This window comes from Portibacter marinus (genome assembly GCF_021533195.1).
In the GTDB taxonomy this organism is placed as follows: Bacteria; Bacteroidota; Bacteroidia; order Chitinophagales; family Saprospiraceae; genus Portibacter; species Portibacter marinus.
Map to the genome: position 1 here is coordinate 388,732 of NZ_JAJNKB010000001.1, position 16,215 is coordinate 404,946.

The following is a 16,215-nucleotide window of genomic DNA, read 5'->3' on the forward strand; positions in this document are numbered from 1 at the left end:
AATTGACCTTAAGTCAATTAAATTAAAATTGGAACTTCAAACAAATTACAAAATAATTGAAACAGTGCCGTGGTTATTTCGACGCGCTAATTCTTTATCTCATTTATAATGATCGGATTTCCGTATCCAAGATTGGTTAATTTGCTCATTTGCGTTTCCTGATCGCCTACCACCAGATAATACATTTTGTCAGGATTTACATACTTCCTGGCCAATTCCTTAACTCCTTCTAAGGTAATCTCTTCAACCGTTGTTTCCCTTTGCTTTACATAATCGTCAGGATATCCATATTGACTAATATTGGTAAGCATTCTTAGCTTTGCCATAGGCGTTTCGAAAGCTCTTGCGTTTCCTTTGATTAGAGAGCTTTTCGTAATTTCCAGATCCTCTTCGTTGTAAGTCGAAGCATAATTACTTAAAATCTCCTGAATCAGTGCACTGGATTCGTAGGTCACATTGGACCGGACTCCGCTAGATATCGTAAAGGGTCCCTTAAACTTTGAGCCTGTAAAAGAAGACCGAATCCCATAAGTGTATCCTTTTGTTTCTCTCAACTCTTGGGTTAGTTCTGATGCAAATCCTCCGCCTCCCAGTCGATAGTTCATGATTTCAGCTGGATAAAAGTCTTCATCTGTCGCTGCAAGTGCCGGATATCCAAATCGAAGAACGGATTGCTTGGCTCCCGGAATATTATAGAAATAAACCTTGGATTGTGCCGGAGCATCCGGTACAACAACGTTTGGAAATTTAACTTCTTTGGGTTGCCATTGCTCTGCTAAATACTGAAAAGCTCGGATGGTCATGGACTTATCGACATCCCCGGTCAATTGCACTGAGGAAATATTAGGTGCAAAGTAATTATAATAATAGGTCTTTAAATCTTCCATTTCTATGCCTTTCACACTCGTTTCAGTACCCAAGGTACTATTGGCCAAAATACTGCCTTCACCATATATTAATTTTGCAAATTCATTGGAAGCTATACTATTAGGATTTACAGACTGCTGCTGAATATTGCTGATCACATCTTGTTTAACCAGGGCTAATTCTGCTTCATCCCATCTTGGTTCCAGAAGCATTTCAGCCAGTAAGCTGATCGTTTCATCAAAATTTCTGGACAAAGTACTACCTTGAATAATCATTCGTTCATCGTCAGATCGAATGCTGATGGAAGCTCCTAGCATTTCCAGTGCTTCTTCCAGCTCAGACGTCGTTTTGTTTGCTGTTCCTCTAATGAGCATTTCACCAAGTATATTAGAAATTCCCACTTCATTTTTATTCTCCAGGAGCAAACCACCCTTTATCGTCATTAAAAATTGAACCATGGGCACTTCTCGGTTCGTTATACCCAATAACTCCATACCATTAGAAAATTTGTGCTTCCATATTTGTGGTGCCTGGACCAGAGGTGCCTCTCCATATGGAGGTTCAACACTTCGATCAAAAGTGGATGGAGTACGCAGATATTCAGCAGATACGCTTGCATCAAATTCCTCTTCCGCACCCTCTACAATGGCTTCCTCTACCACTTCCGCTGGCTCAGAATCACTTAAAGCCAATTCGACATTACCTTTAGGAACAAAGCTGGTTGCCACGAAATGCTGATCTTTCATATATTTTAGAAAAACACGCATGACATCATCTTTATTTACTTCCAATATCTTACTTACATCTTCATTAATGTAACCAGGATCACCCGCAAAAATCTCATATTGAGCAAGTTGAAAACCTTTACCTAATACACTAGACAGACTATTATAAAAGGCTGTTTCCTGTTTCATCTTAATTCTTCTGAGATCTTGATCAGAAATTCCATTCTTTTCAAATTGGGCAAAGGCAGTTTTTATACCAGCCATCACCTCATCAAGCTTTTTGTCCTGGAAGGCCCGTACCTGCAAATGGGCCTCGCCGGCAATTTCTGAATTGTAATTATACATGGTGACATCAGAGGTCAATTGAAGTTCATCTATCAATACTTTATTCAAAGGGGCTTCCTTTCCTTCTGACAAGTAGTCTATCAAAATTTCCAGGGGATAAACATCTGGGTGGTACTGATAGACGGTAGGCCAGGTCATGGTCAATTGCGGCAGTCTCGCAAAATTATCTTCGTAGAACAGCTTTTTCTTTTCTGTTAACTCTACAGGCTGCTTTTCCATTCTAGGGATTTCTTCACCGCTCTTAATTTCGTCAAAGTATTGATGAACCCACTCCTTAGTTTGTTCTATGTCAATGTCGCCAGCAATGGTAAGCGTCACATTATTGGGTGTATACCACCTATTGAAAAAATCCTTAACATCCTGAAGGGTTGCGTTCTGAAGATCTTCCAGAGAGCCTATCACCTGCCAATTGTATGGATGATTCTCCGGATATAGGTTCTTCCCAATAACATAGGAAACGTGACCATAAGGTCTGTTATCAACCCCTTGTCTCTTTTCATTTTTTACGACCTGTTTTTCTTTTGCCAATACAGGTTCTGTAACGGTATTGATAAAAAATCCCAACTTATCAGCTTCAGCCCAAATCATTTTTTCAAGAGCGTCTTTAGGTACGGTCTGAAAGTAATTGGTGCGATCTCTGCTGGTCGAACCATTGGCACCAGAACCTCCAATTCTTGCGCTCATTTGATCCAATCCTCCCTTTCCCAGGTTTTCAGATTCCAAAAAGAGTAAGTGTTCAAAGAGGTGTGCGAAACCAGTTCTGCCTTTTTTTTCTCTGGCAGAACCCACATGGGCAGTCAAGGCGAGCGCCACAACAGGATCTGATTTATCGACATGCAGTATAACTTGCAGTCCATTATCAAGTTCAAAGTTTTCGAACTTTACTTTAAAATCACTCCTTTTCGACTCTTTCTTTACGGTTTCGCTACCACAGGATAAAAGCAATAATAAGAATAGGCACTTCAATAAATATTTCATGCCTCAAAGATAATATTATTGTAACAACAGGAAGATACCGGCAGCTATGATTCCGCCCAAGATTGGCCCTACTACTGGGATCCACGAATAAGACCAAAGACCATCTCTTTTTTCTCCTATGGGTAAGATCGAATGCATGATACGCGGAATAAAGTCCCGTGCCGGATTAATAGCATAACCAGTCGGACCTCCCAGAGAAAAGCCGATCACAATAACGATTAAAGCCACAGGCAAAGCCCCTAGCGATCCCAATCCAATAGCAGTAGTTTGGCCATCTATTTCCAGTTCAGGACCTACTATATATAATACAGAGAATACCAGAACAAAAGTCCCCACTAACTCAGTGATAAGGTTTGGTATAGGGTTAGAAATAGCCGGCATATTGGCGAATGTGAACAACTTCAAATCCAGATCATCCGTTGCTTTGTAATGATCATAGTATGATGCAACTTTAAGAATGCTCCCCAAAGCGGCACCGATACATTGACCTAGAATATACATGGGCACTTCAGACCATTCAAATTTACCGGCAAATGCCAGACCTATACTGACCGCTGGATTGAGATGTGCTCCGGAATACGGACCGGCAACCAGTACGCCAACATATACCGCCAGACCCCAGGCAATGGCAATTCCGACTATTCCGGCATCGCCACCCTTTGTCTTGTTTAATAATGCATTTGCCACCACTCCGTTTCCAAGAAGGATAAGTAGCATGGTTCCAATGATTTCGGCTATAAATGGAGACATAGTTAGGTTTTGTTTTTTTCGCTATTCGTAATTCCTAATTCACTATTCGTAATTCCTAATTCATAATTCGTAATTCTCTATTCAATTCTCCTCCCAACCTCTGCTTCTTTCCACAGCTCTATGCCACTGCCTAAGCATCTCTTCTTTCTTGTCCTTCTTCATTTCGGGTTCAAACTCACGATCCACTTTCCACTGCTTCTGAATTTCATCGACGCTATCCCAGAAGTCTACTGCAAGTCCCGCTAGATATGCTGCTCCTAAGGCCGTAGTTTCCAAAATTTTCGGTCGAACAACTGTGCAATCCAGTAAATCGGCCTGTCCTTGCAATAAGATATTATTGGCTACTGCGCCTCCATCTACCTTAAGCATCTCTAATTTATCTCCTGTGTCTGCCTCCATCGCACTCACAACATCCGCAACCTGAAAGGCTATACTCTCCAATGCCGCTCGTACAAAATGTTCCTTTGTAGTACCACGCGTAATCCCCACGATGGTTCCCCTGGCGTATTGGTCCCAATAGGGCGCACCCAACCCCGTTAATGCCGGAACAAAATAAACACCACCGTTGTCCTCGACAGAAGCAGCCATTTCCTCGCTCTTATCAGCAGAGTCTAGCAATTCCAGGCCATCCCTTAACCATTGGATAACTGCACCTGCAACAAAAACTGACCCCTCCAGGGCATAATTCACTTCTCCATTGATCTGCCAGGCAACTGTACTTAAAAGATTATTTTTCGATTTGATGATTTCTTTTCCGGTATTCAAGACCAAAAAGCAACCTGTACCATAAGTATTCTTTGCCATTCCCGGCTGTACACACATCTGTCCGAAAAGTGCAGCTTGTTGATCACCAGCAATCCCTGCTATAGGTATACCATCCTCAGTCTTGCCATAAACCTCACTACTTTGTTTAACTTCTGCCAACATTGATATCGGAACATCCAGAAGATCAGCCAGCTCTTCATCCCAAGTCATGTTTTCTATATTAAACAACATGGTTCTACTGGCATTTGTGACATCGGTAATGTGGGTTTGACCACCTGTGAGTTTCCAGACTAACCAACTATCGATTGTTCCAAACAGCAGCTCTCCTTTTTCAGCTTTATCTCGAGCCCCCACTACATTATCCAAAAGCCACTTCACTTTAGTTCCTGAAAAGTAGGCATCCAGAACCAGGCCCGTTTTATCCCTCACCATTTCTCCATGACCTCCTTCTTTTAACTGGTCGCAGTACTTTGAAGTCCTCCTGTCCTGCCAAACAATCGCATGGTGAATGGGTTGCCCGGTAGTTTTATCCCACACCACGGTAGTTTCCCTTTGATTCGTGATACCTATGGCAGCCACTTCGTCAGTACCGATCTGATTATTCTTCAGCAGATCTTTAAGAACCTTTTCCTGTGTCCTCCAAATTTCATTAGCATCGTGCTCTACCCAGCCTGGTTTGGGGAAATGTTGGGTGAATTCCTGCTGCTCTATGGATTGAATGGATCCGTCGTGGTCGAATAGAATCGCTCTTGAAGAAGTGGTGCCCTGGTCCAATGCAATGATATATTTCTTAGACATATTTCAACTATAATTTTCCGAGTTCAAAACTTTAAAATAATGAAATACCTCTAAGTGCGAAAAAAATATATCAAAGTGTAGAAAGGATTAGAAAATTAATTCCTTTTCGATCATCTGTCCATCAATGATGTAGTTTTCAAACTGACGGATTTCATCTTCACTGAAATATTGACCTAAAACCTCCTTAAAATAATCATTAGAGAATAATTGACGATCAGACTCCAAAAGCATTTTGTGCAAAACGGACTTGAGTGTTACTGAACCTTGAAAACCTTTCCGGAATCTCTTTTCTAAATACATGGCGTAGAGAAAGCCTCTATGGTAAGGCACTTTTTCAATGGCACTCTCCTGCGAAAGACGCTGTAGTCCGATTTCTGAGTTCGGTACTTCGGAATATGCTGATTTTTTAAGATCCTTATAAATGTTTTTGGTCAACTTCCGAAAATCCTTTTCGGTCATTTCGTTGTTTTCCACCATTAATAGGTGCGAAAAGTATTCTGTGAAACCCTCACTAAACCACAACTCTTCAGTCAGGCTCTTATTTCTCATCTTCCCTCCTATCCAGTGATGCATAATTTCATGGTAGTAAAGCGCAGTCAGGTTTTCAAGTCGGGAGGCATCGGTATTGGAACAATAAGAAGCAAAGCCCCTGCTAAGACCCGTTCCACCTATGTAATTACTACCTGAAGAATAAAGTGGCAATAAGGTTACTGTATAAATGCTATCTGAATAGTCCTCCCAGAAATTTTGTTGTATCTGAACGATCGATTCCAGCTTTTCCGCAAGTTCTTCATCTTCAAAATGGGCCCAATCACCCCTGGTTAAGACATTGAGTTTGATTCCGTTCATGGCAAGGGTAGTCCGTCTAAAATCGCCGCCAACCAAAATGGACTCCAATAATTCATTTCTGGTCACGCGATAGGTGCCTTTTAATTTACTTTCAAAAGTATGATGTACCGTAGTAGGAGCATCCTCCCAGTCAATATCTATTTCATGAACAGCTTCAGAAGTATATAGGTATTCCGGAATGATGAACAACCGATGGCCAAATAAGTGAAAATACGATGCATTGACAATGGGGCGAAAGTAATGTGCTTTTTCAGGATTACCCTTAAAGTCTTGTTTTATGACATACTGAATATGAAGCAATTCAGATGGCTCCGATTTAATATAGATTTTATTTTGCTCAGGAACAATCTTTAACCGTGCACTGGTATTTAAGACTTGAATGGATTCAAGGCAGTCATATAAATTGACCTCTCCCCAAGCCTCATTAAAATATATTAAGGCTGTGTTTCCATCTGAATCAGCTTTCAATTTTAGATCAACTTGTAAATATGCATTGGACTCTGACAGCACCGGATGAATGGTATAGCCAATGTCTGAAGCAAAGCCCGCTTGACCATTCAGAAAAAAAACCAGGATCCATATGTTTACAAAGATTCTCATAGCTTATCTAATCCCCTCATTAGGACATTACATATATTTAACGGTAAATTTACATTTAATTTACGTTCTAGTCCAAATTATTTCACATTAAGTTTACATTAATTTAACATTGGGAAAATCGATAAGGGCTTTATATCTTTGCAGCATGAGATATATCACATTACTTTTGACCTTGCTTTTATTCAATTGCAAATCCACTGATTCTAACGAAGCTTCCACACCCACACTAGAAAAGGCAACGGTGGTCAGTTACGAAAACTTAGATGCAGATCACTTTGCAGAGGCCATTGCCGAAGGGGATGTAGTGGTCATCGACGTAAGAACACCTGAAGAAATTGCCGGTGGCAAAATTGATGATGCGATGGAGCTGAACTACTACGATACCACATTTGCAGATCAACTTTTAACGTTGGATAAGGACCAGGAATACTATATCTATTGTAAGGGGGGAGGACGAAGTGCCAAGACTTGTCGGTTAATGATCAATAATGGCTTTAAGAATGTACATAATTTAGAAGGTGGCTACACCTCATGGAAAGATTCTGGGAAAAATTAACACATTTTTTTTTCGATAATGCAAGCTTACTGACATAGCTTGCTATGATTAGAGATTTTATAACTTTTTAATCTTATCATAATTTTTTCATTTTACCGGACATTGAATATCAGCCTGTAGTAAAGTAAGATAAATTTATATATGTGAAAACGCCTATCTATACTTGCCTTAGACAATTTTTTAATATGACTCTCATCAAACTTTAGATAAAATTTACATGTGTGAATTCGGTGAAAGTAAGTGAGGTTTAATCGGAAAATTTGTTTTACTTTCGTCATTGTAAATACCAACTTAATCGCATGAGAATCCAAATAGCTAGTAATGAGCTCTTCATAGAGCTCGATGAGAAGGATCTTATTTCCCTCTCTCAAAAGTACCTCATCAAAGACAACTTCAAATTTTCAATCTTAGATGATGAATCTTTGAGAGTCAGTCTTCGCATGGAGGGTAGTGATAAATTATGCACTATGTTTGACAGCAATGAGCTCATCGTGTTTTTGCCATTTAATGAATTTGAAAAGTGGCTCAATAGCGATAATACCATTTACCATTCGGAAATGGGCAATAATGCCAGCAACAATATGCATATTACTTTAAAGAAGAATACCGTCACGCCGAAAATCCGTACACTGGGAGTTACAGGAGATTCAGCCATAGACGATAAGAACTTTAATTACAACTAGAACTGTAAGATGTTCTAATTTTCGCTAAATTGATCTTGATAAAAGCAGAGATTGGGGTCAATTATAAAAAATGAAATTGTCAGATTCGACGGTAAATCGAAAGTTTGCCTTGATGATTATATTGCCGTCGAAGAACCTCTGGAAATTTATATTAACCAATCTAAAACACCTGTATTGGTAACCATGCGTACTCCTGGTCAGGATGAGCTATTGGTTGCCGGACTTTTGTTTTCGTTGGGATTGATCGGGCCCCATACTGATTTGCAGTTTAAGACTTCATCTTTAAATCAGATTCGCGTGCTTAACGCTGATCTGAAAGAAAATCAAATCCAGGCTACTTTTCAAAACTCAAGTTGCGGACTTTGCAACCGTCCCTCGTGGGAAGACATTGCTGCACATTCTATCTATCCCGTATTTCCAAAACAAGAAAGCTTTCATTCTCAACTGATCCTAAGCTGTCCGTCTTTACTGAAAGATTCCAGCTCCGATTTCAATATTACCGGAGGCAGCCATAAAGTAGTTTTGATCAATAGGTATGGCGAGACCATTAGCAAAGCCGAAGATGTGGGTAGACACAACGCTTTTGATAAAGTAGTAGGTCAATGTTTATTACAAAACCAATTGCCATTACACACTCATCTGGTTATATTGAGCGGTCGATGCAGTTATGAAATGTGTCAAAAAGCATGGTTAAGTGGCATACCTGTCATTGTTGCACTTGGTGCTCCCACTTCTAAAGCGATTGAACTAGCGCAAGAGACTGGTGTTACCTTAATAGGATTTGCGAGGTCCAATCAATTTAATATTTACAGTCATCCAGATCGAATAAGCTATGAAGAAAAATAATGAACCCATCATTCCCATTGAAGAAAAAGAGGGAACCATCACTACACCCCATAGAGTTGCTGCAGGTGTGAAGGCGTTAACTTCATCTCTTAATCAGGTAGCGAAATACATGAAACCTGGTGAGGCATTTGCTACCATGAGAAAACTAAATCAGAAAGGGGGGTTTGATTGCCCGGGTTGTGCCTGGCCAGATCCTGACGATGACAGATCCTCCATCGGTGAATATTGTGAAAATGGCGTCAAGGCGGTTGCCGAAGAAGCGACCAGGAAATCCCTTTCCCCGGAATTTTTCCAGGAACATTCGATTGAAGAGCTTTGGTCTATGTCTGCCTTTCAACTGGGTAAGCTTGGGAGAATCGACCGCCCCTACTACAAAGGTCATGGTGATACCCATTTCACGGAGCTTTCGTGGGATGATGCTTTTGAACGCATTGCAGAAAAGCTTAAAAGTCTTGAAAACCCCCATGAAGCCATCTTTTACACCTCTGGTAAGACAGGCAACGAAGCCGCATTTCTGTATCAGCTATTGGTAAGATATTACGGCACAAATAATCTCCCTGACTGTTCGAATATGTGCCATGAATCCAGTGGCGTTGGATTAACCGCAACTTTGGGAAATGGTAAAGGTTCTGTCAAACTCGAAGACCTTCATGAATCCGAATTGATCATCATCATGGGCCAAAATCCCGGCACCAACCATCCCAGAATGCTTTCGGCATTGGAAAAATGTAAAAAGAATGGTGGACAAATCATTTCAGTAAATCCATTGAAAGAAACAGGATTGATGACTTTTAAACATCCGCAAAAGCCTGCTGATATGATGTTCGGTGGTACCAAACTTACAGACTTGTATCTCCAACTCAATATCAATAGTGATGTTTATCTTTTAAAAGCCATCATGAAACTTCTGATTGAAATGGAAGAGACGGAAGGAGGAATCCTTGATCTCACCTTTATAAAATCTAAAACAGATGGCTGGGAAGAACTGAAAGCCCATCTCGCTGAAGTCAACTTAGAAGACTGTTATGTAGCGACCGGTTTAAGTGCGGAGGAGATTGCCCAGGCTGCAGAGATGATTGCCCGAAAGGAAAAGATAATCATTTGTTGGGCGATGGGCTTGACTCAACATTTAAATGGGGCTTACAATATTCAGGAAGTTGTGAATTTGCTTTTGATGAAAGGAGCATTGGGAAAGAGAGGGGCTGGCACCTGTCCTGTCAGAGGTCACTCCAATGTCCAGGGAGATAGAACCATGGGCATTTGGCATAAACCGGGTGAGGATTTTTTACAAAAACTTGGACAGGCATTTCATTTCGACCCGCCGAAAGAACATGGCGTTGGCGTGGTAGATGCTGTTAAGGCACTTCACAGCGGCAAGGCCAGGTTTCTTTTCTCCATGGGCGGCAATCTTCTGACTGCAGCACCTGATACTACTTACGCCGCAGAAGCCTTCCGGGATACTGAAATGATCGTGAGTGTATCCACAAAACTCAATCGGACACACTTGGTTTCGAATCACGAGTCCATCATTCTGCCATGTCGCGGTAGAACAGAAAAAGACGATGGTCAGTTTGTCACGGTAGAAAATTCAGCTGGAATTGTACATCAAAGCAAGGGCGTCATCCCACCGTTCAATGATATTATTAAGTCGGAAGTGCGTATTATTTGTGAGTTGGGTTTGAAACTATTTCCTGAGGCAGGGATCAATTGGAAAGGATTTTCAGAAGATTATGATCGCATTCGGGATGCCATTGCTGAAATTATCCCGGGTTTTGAAAACTTTAATGAAAAGGTGAGACAACCAGCAGGTTTTTATTTGCCAAACGGAACGCGTCAGCAAGACTTTGATACAGACAATGGTAAAGCACATTTTACGGTCAATCCGTTGCCTGACTGTTTGTTGGATAAGGATGAGTTTGCAATGATGACCATCAGAAGTCATGATCAATTTAATACCACGATATACGGAGAGGATGACCGTTACAGAGGCATTAAGGGAATGAGAAGAATTATCATGATGAATCCAGAAGACATTAAAAGAATGGGACTCCGGCAAATGGACCGAGTCGACCTTTTCAGCTATTTCAATGGCGAAGAAAGGGTTGCAAAATCGTTTAAGGTCGTAGGGTTTGATCTTCCGATGGGCAATGTTGCTACCTATTTTCCTGAGGCTAATTCATTGGTGCACATCGACGCGCATGATAAAGTAAGTGAAACTCCAGCCAGTAAGTTTATAAGAGTCCAAATTAAACGTCAATAAAAAAAAGGGCGCGGATCGTAATCGGCGCCCTTTTATATTTATGATGGATACTATTTAGTTTTTATCATCCACTTCCTCAAATTCAACATCTGTCACCTCTTCACTATCACCACCTCCTGCAGAACCATTGCCCTCAGCTCCGGGATCATCTGCAGTTGCTCCTTCAGCTCCTCCTTGAGTATTGGCATACATGTCCTGGCTAGCTGCCTGCCATGCTGCGTTTAACCTTTCAGTGGCTGAATTCACTTTATCCAGATCCTGAATCTTGTGCGCTTCTTTCAAATCTGTCAATGCTGAGTCAATAGCCTCTTTCTTGTCTGCAGGTAATTTCTCACCATGCTCCTCAAGCTGCTTTTCAGTCTGGAAGATCAAATTATCAGCTGCATTCAAGGCATCGACTTTTTCTCGTGCTGCTTTATCAGCTTCCGCATTTGCTTCAGCTTCAGCTTTCATTTTTTCAATCTCTTCCTTAGAAAGACCTGTAGAAGCCTCGATTCTAATGTTTTGCTCTTTATTTGTTCCTTTATCCTTGGCAGAAACATTCAAAATACCATTGGCATCAATATCAAATGAAACTTCAATCTGAGGTGTACCTCTTCTGGCCGGTGGAATTCCATCCAGAATGAATCGACCTACACTTCTGTTATCTCTTGCCATCGGTCTTTCTCCCTGAAGAATGTGAACCTCTACAGAAGGTTGATTGTCTGCAGCAGTCGAATATATTTTAGACTTCTTGGTAGGAATGGTCGAATTGGCTTCAATCACCACATCGTATACGCCACCCATTGTCTCTATACCGAAAGATAGCGGCGTTACATCCAGTAATAAAACATCCTGTACATCACCACTTAATACACCACCTTGAATTGCTGCACCGATTGCCACCACCTCATCAGGGTTGACACTCTTATTCGGTTTCTTACCGAAAAACTTTTCTACTTCTTCCTGAATTCTAGGAATTCTGGTTGAACCACCGACAAGGATTACTTCATCAATTTCATTCTTTGAAATTCCGGCATCTTTCAGGGCTTCCTGACATGGCTTCAATGTTCTTTCCACTAGCGCATCTGCCAATTGCTCGAATTTTGCTCTTGAAAGTTTGACGACCAGGTGCTTTGGCACACCATCCACAGCAGTGATGTAAGGCAGGTTGATTTCTGTCTCTGTAGAAGAAGAAAGTTCAATTTTCGCCTTTTCAGCAGCCTCTTTTAGTCTTTGAAGAGCCATAGGGTCTTTCCTTAGGTCAATGTTTTCTTGCTGCTTGAAAGTCTCAGCAAGGTGCTCGATTATGACCTGGTCAAAATCGTCACCACCTAAGTGTGTATCTCCATTGGTAGATTTTACTTCAAATACACCATCTCCTAATTCCAGGATAGATATATCGAAAGTACCACCACCTAAGTCATATACTGCAATGGTCTGATCTTTGCCTTGCTTATCAAAACCATAAGAAAGTGCTGCAGCAGTTGGCTCGTTAATAATCCTCTTCACCTCTAAACCGGCAATTTCTCCGGCTTCCTTAGTGGCTTGTCTTTGAGAATCGTTAAAGTATGCAGGAACAGTAATTACTGCTTCTGTTACTTCGCTACCCAGAAAATCTTCTGCTGTTTTTTTCATTTTCTGAAGAACCATAGCAGATATTTCCTGTGGAGTATATTTTCTGTCACCGATTTCAACTCTTACGGTGTTATTGTCTCCTTTCACCACTTTGTAAGAAGTTCTTTTAGCTTCATCTGAAACTTCAGAGAACCTGCTTCCCATAAATCTTTTAATGGAAGAAACTGTTTTAGTAGGATTGGTGATCGCTTGTCTTTTCGCCGGGTCTCCAATCTTTCGCTCTCCATTGTCTAAGAATGCAACGATAGAAGGTGTGGTTCTCCTTCCTTCGTCATTAGGGATTACAACTGGCTCGTTTCCTTCCATGACGGCTACACACGAGTTTGTTGTTCCTAAATCTATTCCAATGATCTTACCCATTTTATATTATTTTTTGTGATTTTAATTTACGTTACACTATTTATATAATCAATCCATATGCCAAGGGGTTCGATCTGACATTTTGTACATCATACCGTTAAGATCTCTCATTTAGACATGACAAAAAGGTAAAAAGGGTGTCAGAATGGCGGCGATTATGATTTCTGGGCCTGGCAAAAATCACTGGCCAGCTTGCTGCCTCGGGACTGGTAAAGTTTATTTCGGAGCTTGGTTGCCTCGGAACTCATAAATTCAATTTGCATGAGCTGCTTAAACTTGAGGACCACTGAGCAAAAGGTGTAAAATTGCAATCTGAAAATACATTAAGAATAGCTTATCATTGAATTACGGTCATTATAATCCTCCGAACAATACTATTCTAAAGGTCGTTGCTGACCTGGAAATTGAAAATCTTTAGTATGGAAAGAAAGGTTCTCTCTTGGTGTTGATTGATCACTTTAGATCATTGGATCATATACAAATCAAAATATTTGATAAAATGGAATCAGTATATTCGTGAAGAGCTAATTTTGCCCTATTTTTTAGATTTTAGAAGAAAAATGTAAATTAGAAATCAATCACTGCCAAGGATTTCTATCATGATACTCTATCAAACTGTATTTACCCTTATTGAACTCTACTAAATTTCTTAATAATCCTGAATATGCATTTACCATCCACTTTCCACTTCAATCTAGCAAATTTTAGTACCGCTATGTTTTTAGTCTGTTTTTGCTCTGTAGATACGCTAAATGGACAGGCAGGTCTTCATCATTTAGCTGATGATAAAAAGGTTTTTATTGGAAATATAATCAGTAACGCGCACCTTGATAACCCGGATAATTTCAGAGGTGGCAAGGCTACTGAACATCTTCTTGAGGAATATAATCTGACCGTTCTTGAGAATTACATGAAAATGAGTTTCGTTCTTCCAAGCGCGCTACCGAATAACATTCACGAGTTGTCTGTAGAAGAATTTAAAGCAATTTTGACAGCTGATAAGATAGAAGAATTTCTTGGGAATGAGAAGTGGCAAGGCTTACGAAAGCGAGGTCATGCAATGATATGGTACAACCAAGCCCCGGAATGGTTGAATCTTGCAGGACCAACCTGGACAGGTCAACAAGTATTTGACTTTTCAAGGAAATATATATTGGCCTTAGGACAGATTTGTGGAGATCGAGTAGAAGAGTGGGATGTTATAAACGAGTCGATCGCTGATTCACCTTCCAATGGAAAAGGCCAATGGAGAAAAGGTACCTGGTATAGAAGAGCAAATGATGGAAGTATGACTGAATGGGGGGAAGCGACTTATGAAAATTATATTAAAATGCTTTTCTCATGGGCTAGAGAAGCCCAACCTAATGCCAGGTTACACCTCAATGACTATGGCATTGAGCTTTTTAATTCTAACCCCAGCTCTAAGAATTTCTTTATGAGAGAAAAGGTAAAAGCTTTAAAGGACTGTGGAGCACCTATAGATGGAGTTGGGTTTCAATCCCATTTTGTTTTATCGGCAATGGTCGATGCCAGCGGCGAACTAAATCAGGGTTTTATTGATGCGGTTGCAGCCACTATGCAAGATTTGGCAGAGGCTGATCTCGAAGTAGCTGTTACCGAATTGGATATTAGAATTTGTAATGAGGATCGGGAAGAAGCGCTTCAAGAGGTTGCATTTAGCCTATTGTGAAATGGCTTGGTCTCAGCCGAATTGCCACGAGGTGCTTATTTGGGGGCTTCGCGATGAGGATAATTGGATAACCTTAAGAAACGATGGGTTTTTCATGGGATGCCAGGATGCAGTCATTGCTGAAGGTGATTCCTATGATAAGAAAGCAGCGTACATGGGAGTCGAGAATGCTTTAAATACTTTGCCGGAAAGTGATGATTTTGGCTTCAGTCCTCTTAATGAAGGTGATGGATCTACGGCGGCATGCGGAGGAATAGGAGTTTTGGAACCCGCACTTTTATCTATACAAGGGCCTAGAGCAGTGAATCCTGGCGATATAGTTGAGTTATCCATTGAATATGTGGCAGGCATGAATCAAGACCTAGTGGTGTGGTTTCAATTGGACGAAAATCCCTTTACGGTGTATAGTCAGCAAACTATCGATTTGGAAGAAGGGGAATCTTCAGTCAATATAATACTTGAGATTCCATCCGACGTCAGCGTAGCTACTAATGCATATCGATATCTGGCTTTCGTTACTCCTGACGGAGCCGATCCCGGAGAGAGTTTGACGCAAATTATTCAAAATAGGGTCAGTGTTTTAGGGGAAGGTAGTCAACTAATCATATCCAGTAATGGTCCGGAGCAAGTAACACCAGGTGAGACGGTTAGGTTCAATGTTTCTTATAGCGCAGTTGAGGATCAGGAGATTGTGGTTTGGTTTCAACTAGATCAATCACCCTTTACAACGTATCAGGAATTTAGACAAGAAGCATTAATAGGCCAGAATGAGTTGGAAATTGAGTTGGAAATTCCTTCAGATGTGCCAATTGCACAAGATGCATACCAGTATCAAACACTATTGGTACCTACAGGTGGCTCCTGGCCCGATCGTATTTCAAATTTTGCTTTGACCAACATCGATGTTGTCATCGCGTCAAGTACTGGTGAGGAGACTTTTGATAAAACTTCGTTAAAAGTTTACCCAAATCCTACAGATGGGTCCTTTTTTATCCGATTGCCAGAAAATATAAAAAATATGAATGTGCAAATTTTTACGTCATCTGGAACATTAGTGCAAGCATCTCAAATACCGCAAGGAACTGAAGTCTTTGAAATCGGAAACTCACTGTTGCTTCCTGGAGTATACTATCTGCGCTTTAAAAAGGGTAATGAAATAACGATTCGAAAGATCGTTAAGTATTGAGTCTAAAGCAGATGTATTCTTAATTCAATTAAAAAGTAATCCACAAATGACTTACTATCTCCTCCAGATTGAAAATTAGAAGAATGATATACCCTTAGGGGGAGGGGGAAATAGATGGATTACACTGGTTTCAAAAGAGGCGCAAGATGGTCCTGAAATCCTCCTGGAACCAATACCATTGCATTTTGAACCTGCCGTAGTATATCAAGAGGTATTGAAATGTGCTGGAAATCCATGGACGCAGTTTGATGTGGATAGCGTTGATGAGTAATATGAAAGGTTGTCAAAACTTGGTGTATAATTCAGCGTTAAGCCAAACGATGCCGGGACGGTTAAAATT

General features: G+C 40.7%; 11 protein-coding genes. 6 read left to right on the plus strand and 5 right to left on the minus strand.

Annotation, left to right across the window (positions count from 1 at the left end):
* Nucleotides 1-86: 86 nt before the first annotated feature.
* The 4 genes from L2567_RS01675 to L2567_RS01690 all read right to left on the minus strand — a co-directional run bounded on the left by L2567_RS01675 (nucleotide 87) and on the right by L2567_RS01690 (nucleotide 6,677).
* Nucleotides 87-2,915 (minus strand): M16 family metallopeptidase, encoded by a 2,829-nt coding sequence (locus L2567_RS01675; RefSeq protein ID WP_235295947.1) that lies wholly within the window; start codon nucleotides 2,913-2,915, stop codon nucleotides 87-89.
* Nucleotides 2,916-2,930: 15 nt separating this feature from the next.
* Complete coding sequence (locus L2567_RS01680) at nucleotides 2,931-3,665, minus strand: MIP/aquaporin family protein (protein ID WP_235295948.1); 735 nt, start codon at nucleotides 3,663-3,665, stop codon at nucleotides 2,931-2,933.
* 81 nt (nucleotides 3,666-3,746) lie between these two features.
* Nucleotides 3,747-5,228, minus strand: a complete 1,482-nt coding sequence (gene glpK / locus L2567_RS01685; protein WP_235295949.1) for a glycerol kinase GlpK — start codon at nucleotides 5,226-5,228, stop codon at nucleotides 3,747-3,749.
* Between the two features lie 87 nt (nucleotides 5,229-5,315).
* Complete coding sequence (locus L2567_RS01690; protein ID WP_235295950.1) at nucleotides 5,316-6,677, minus strand: M1 family aminopeptidase; 1,362 nt, start codon at nucleotides 6,675-6,677, stop codon at nucleotides 5,316-5,318.
* Nucleotides 6,678-6,822: 145 nt separating this feature from the next.
* Here L2567_RS01690 and L2567_RS01695 point away from each other — a divergent pair, with 145 nt between their 5' ends.
* From L2567_RS01695 to L2567_RS01710, 4 genes are all read left to right on the plus strand, one after another.
* Nucleotides 6,823-7,233, plus strand: a complete 411-nt coding sequence (locus L2567_RS01695; protein WP_235295951.1) for a rhodanese-like domain-containing protein — start codon at nucleotides 6,823-6,825, stop codon at nucleotides 7,231-7,233.
* A gap of 299 nt (nucleotides 7,234-7,532) precedes the next feature.
* Entirely contained in the window at nucleotides 7,533-7,916 is a 384-nt protein-coding gene (locus L2567_RS01700) for a DUF7009 family protein (RefSeq protein WP_235295952.1), read from the plus strand.
* 51 nt (nucleotides 7,917-7,967) lie between these two features.
* Nucleotides 7,968-8,762 (plus strand): formate dehydrogenase accessory sulfurtransferase FdhD, encoded by a 795-nt coding sequence (gene fdhD / locus L2567_RS01705; protein ID WP_235295953.1) that lies wholly within the window; start codon nucleotides 7,968-7,970, stop codon nucleotides 8,760-8,762.
* Nucleotides 8,749-11,022 (plus strand): FdhF/YdeP family oxidoreductase, encoded by a 2,274-nt coding sequence (locus tag L2567_RS01710; RefSeq protein ID WP_235295954.1) that lies wholly within the window; start codon nucleotides 8,749-8,751, stop codon nucleotides 11,020-11,022. Before fdhD ends, L2567_RS01710 begins: the two co-directional genes overlap by 14 nt.
* A 54-nt stretch (nucleotides 11,023-11,076) precedes the next feature.
* On the opposite strand, the gene dnaK is transcribed toward L2567_RS01710, so the two are convergent.
* The gene (gene dnaK / locus L2567_RS01715; protein WP_235295955.1) at nucleotides 11,077-12,999 is read right to left on the minus strand and encodes a molecular chaperone DnaK; all 1,923 of its coding nucleotides are present in this window, start codon (nucleotides 12,997-12,999) and stop codon (nucleotides 11,077-11,079) included.
* Nucleotides 13,000-13,714: 715 nt separating this feature from the next.
* Between dnaK and L2567_RS01720 the strand changes: the two genes are divergently transcribed.
* Both L2567_RS01720 and L2567_RS01725 read left to right on the plus strand, forming a co-directional pair.
* Nucleotides 13,715-14,689, plus strand: a complete 975-nt coding sequence (locus tag L2567_RS01720; protein WP_235295956.1) for an endo-1,4-beta-xylanase — start codon at nucleotides 13,715-13,717, stop codon at nucleotides 14,687-14,689.
* Nucleotides 14,640-15,875, plus strand: a complete 1,236-nt coding sequence (locus L2567_RS01725) for a T9SS type A sorting domain-containing protein (RefSeq protein ID WP_235295957.1) — start codon at nucleotides 14,640-14,642, stop codon at nucleotides 15,873-15,875. Before L2567_RS01720 ends, L2567_RS01725 begins: the two co-directional genes overlap by 50 nt.
* Nucleotides 15,876-16,215 lie beyond the last annotated feature (340 nt).

Excerpts from the sequence above, each read along its gene's own strand:
- L2567_RS01675 (WP_235295947.1), bottom strand. The coding sequence starts at position 2,915 with ATGAAATATTTATTGAAGTGCCTATTCTTATTATTGCTTTTATCCTGT.
- L2567_RS01680 (WP_235295948.1), bottom strand. The coding sequence starts at position 3,665 with ATGTCTCCATTTATAGCCGAAATCATTGGAACCATGCTACTTATCCTT.
- glpK (WP_235295949.1), bottom strand. The coding sequence starts at position 5,228 with ATGTCTAAGAAATATATCATTGCATTGGACCAGGGCACCACTTCTTCA.
- L2567_RS01690 (WP_235295950.1), bottom strand. The coding sequence starts at position 6,677 with ATGAGAATCTTTGTAAACATATGGATCCTGGTTTTTTTTCTGAATGGT.
- L2567_RS01695 (WP_235295951.1), top strand. The coding sequence starts at position 6,823 with ATGAGATATATCACATTACTTTTGACCTTGCTTTTATTCAATTGCAAA.
- L2567_RS01700 (WP_235295952.1), top strand. The coding sequence starts at position 7,533 with ATGAGAATCCAAATAGCTAGTAATGAGCTCTTCATAGAGCTCGATGAG.
- L2567_RS01710 (WP_235295954.1), top strand. The coding sequence starts at position 8,749 with ATGAAGAAAAATAATGAACCCATCATTCCCATTGAAGAAAAAGAGGGA.
- dnaK (WP_235295955.1), bottom strand. The coding sequence starts at position 12,999 with ATGGGTAAGATCATTGGAATAGATTTAGGAACAACAAACTCGTGTGTA.
- L2567_RS01720 (WP_235295956.1), top strand. The coding sequence starts at position 13,715 with ATGTTTTTAGTCTGTTTTTGCTCTGTAGATACGCTAAATGGACAGGCA.
- L2567_RS01725 (WP_235295957.1), top strand. The coding sequence starts at position 14,640 with ATGAGGATCGGGAAGAAGCGCTTCAAGAGGTTGCATTTAGCCTATTGT.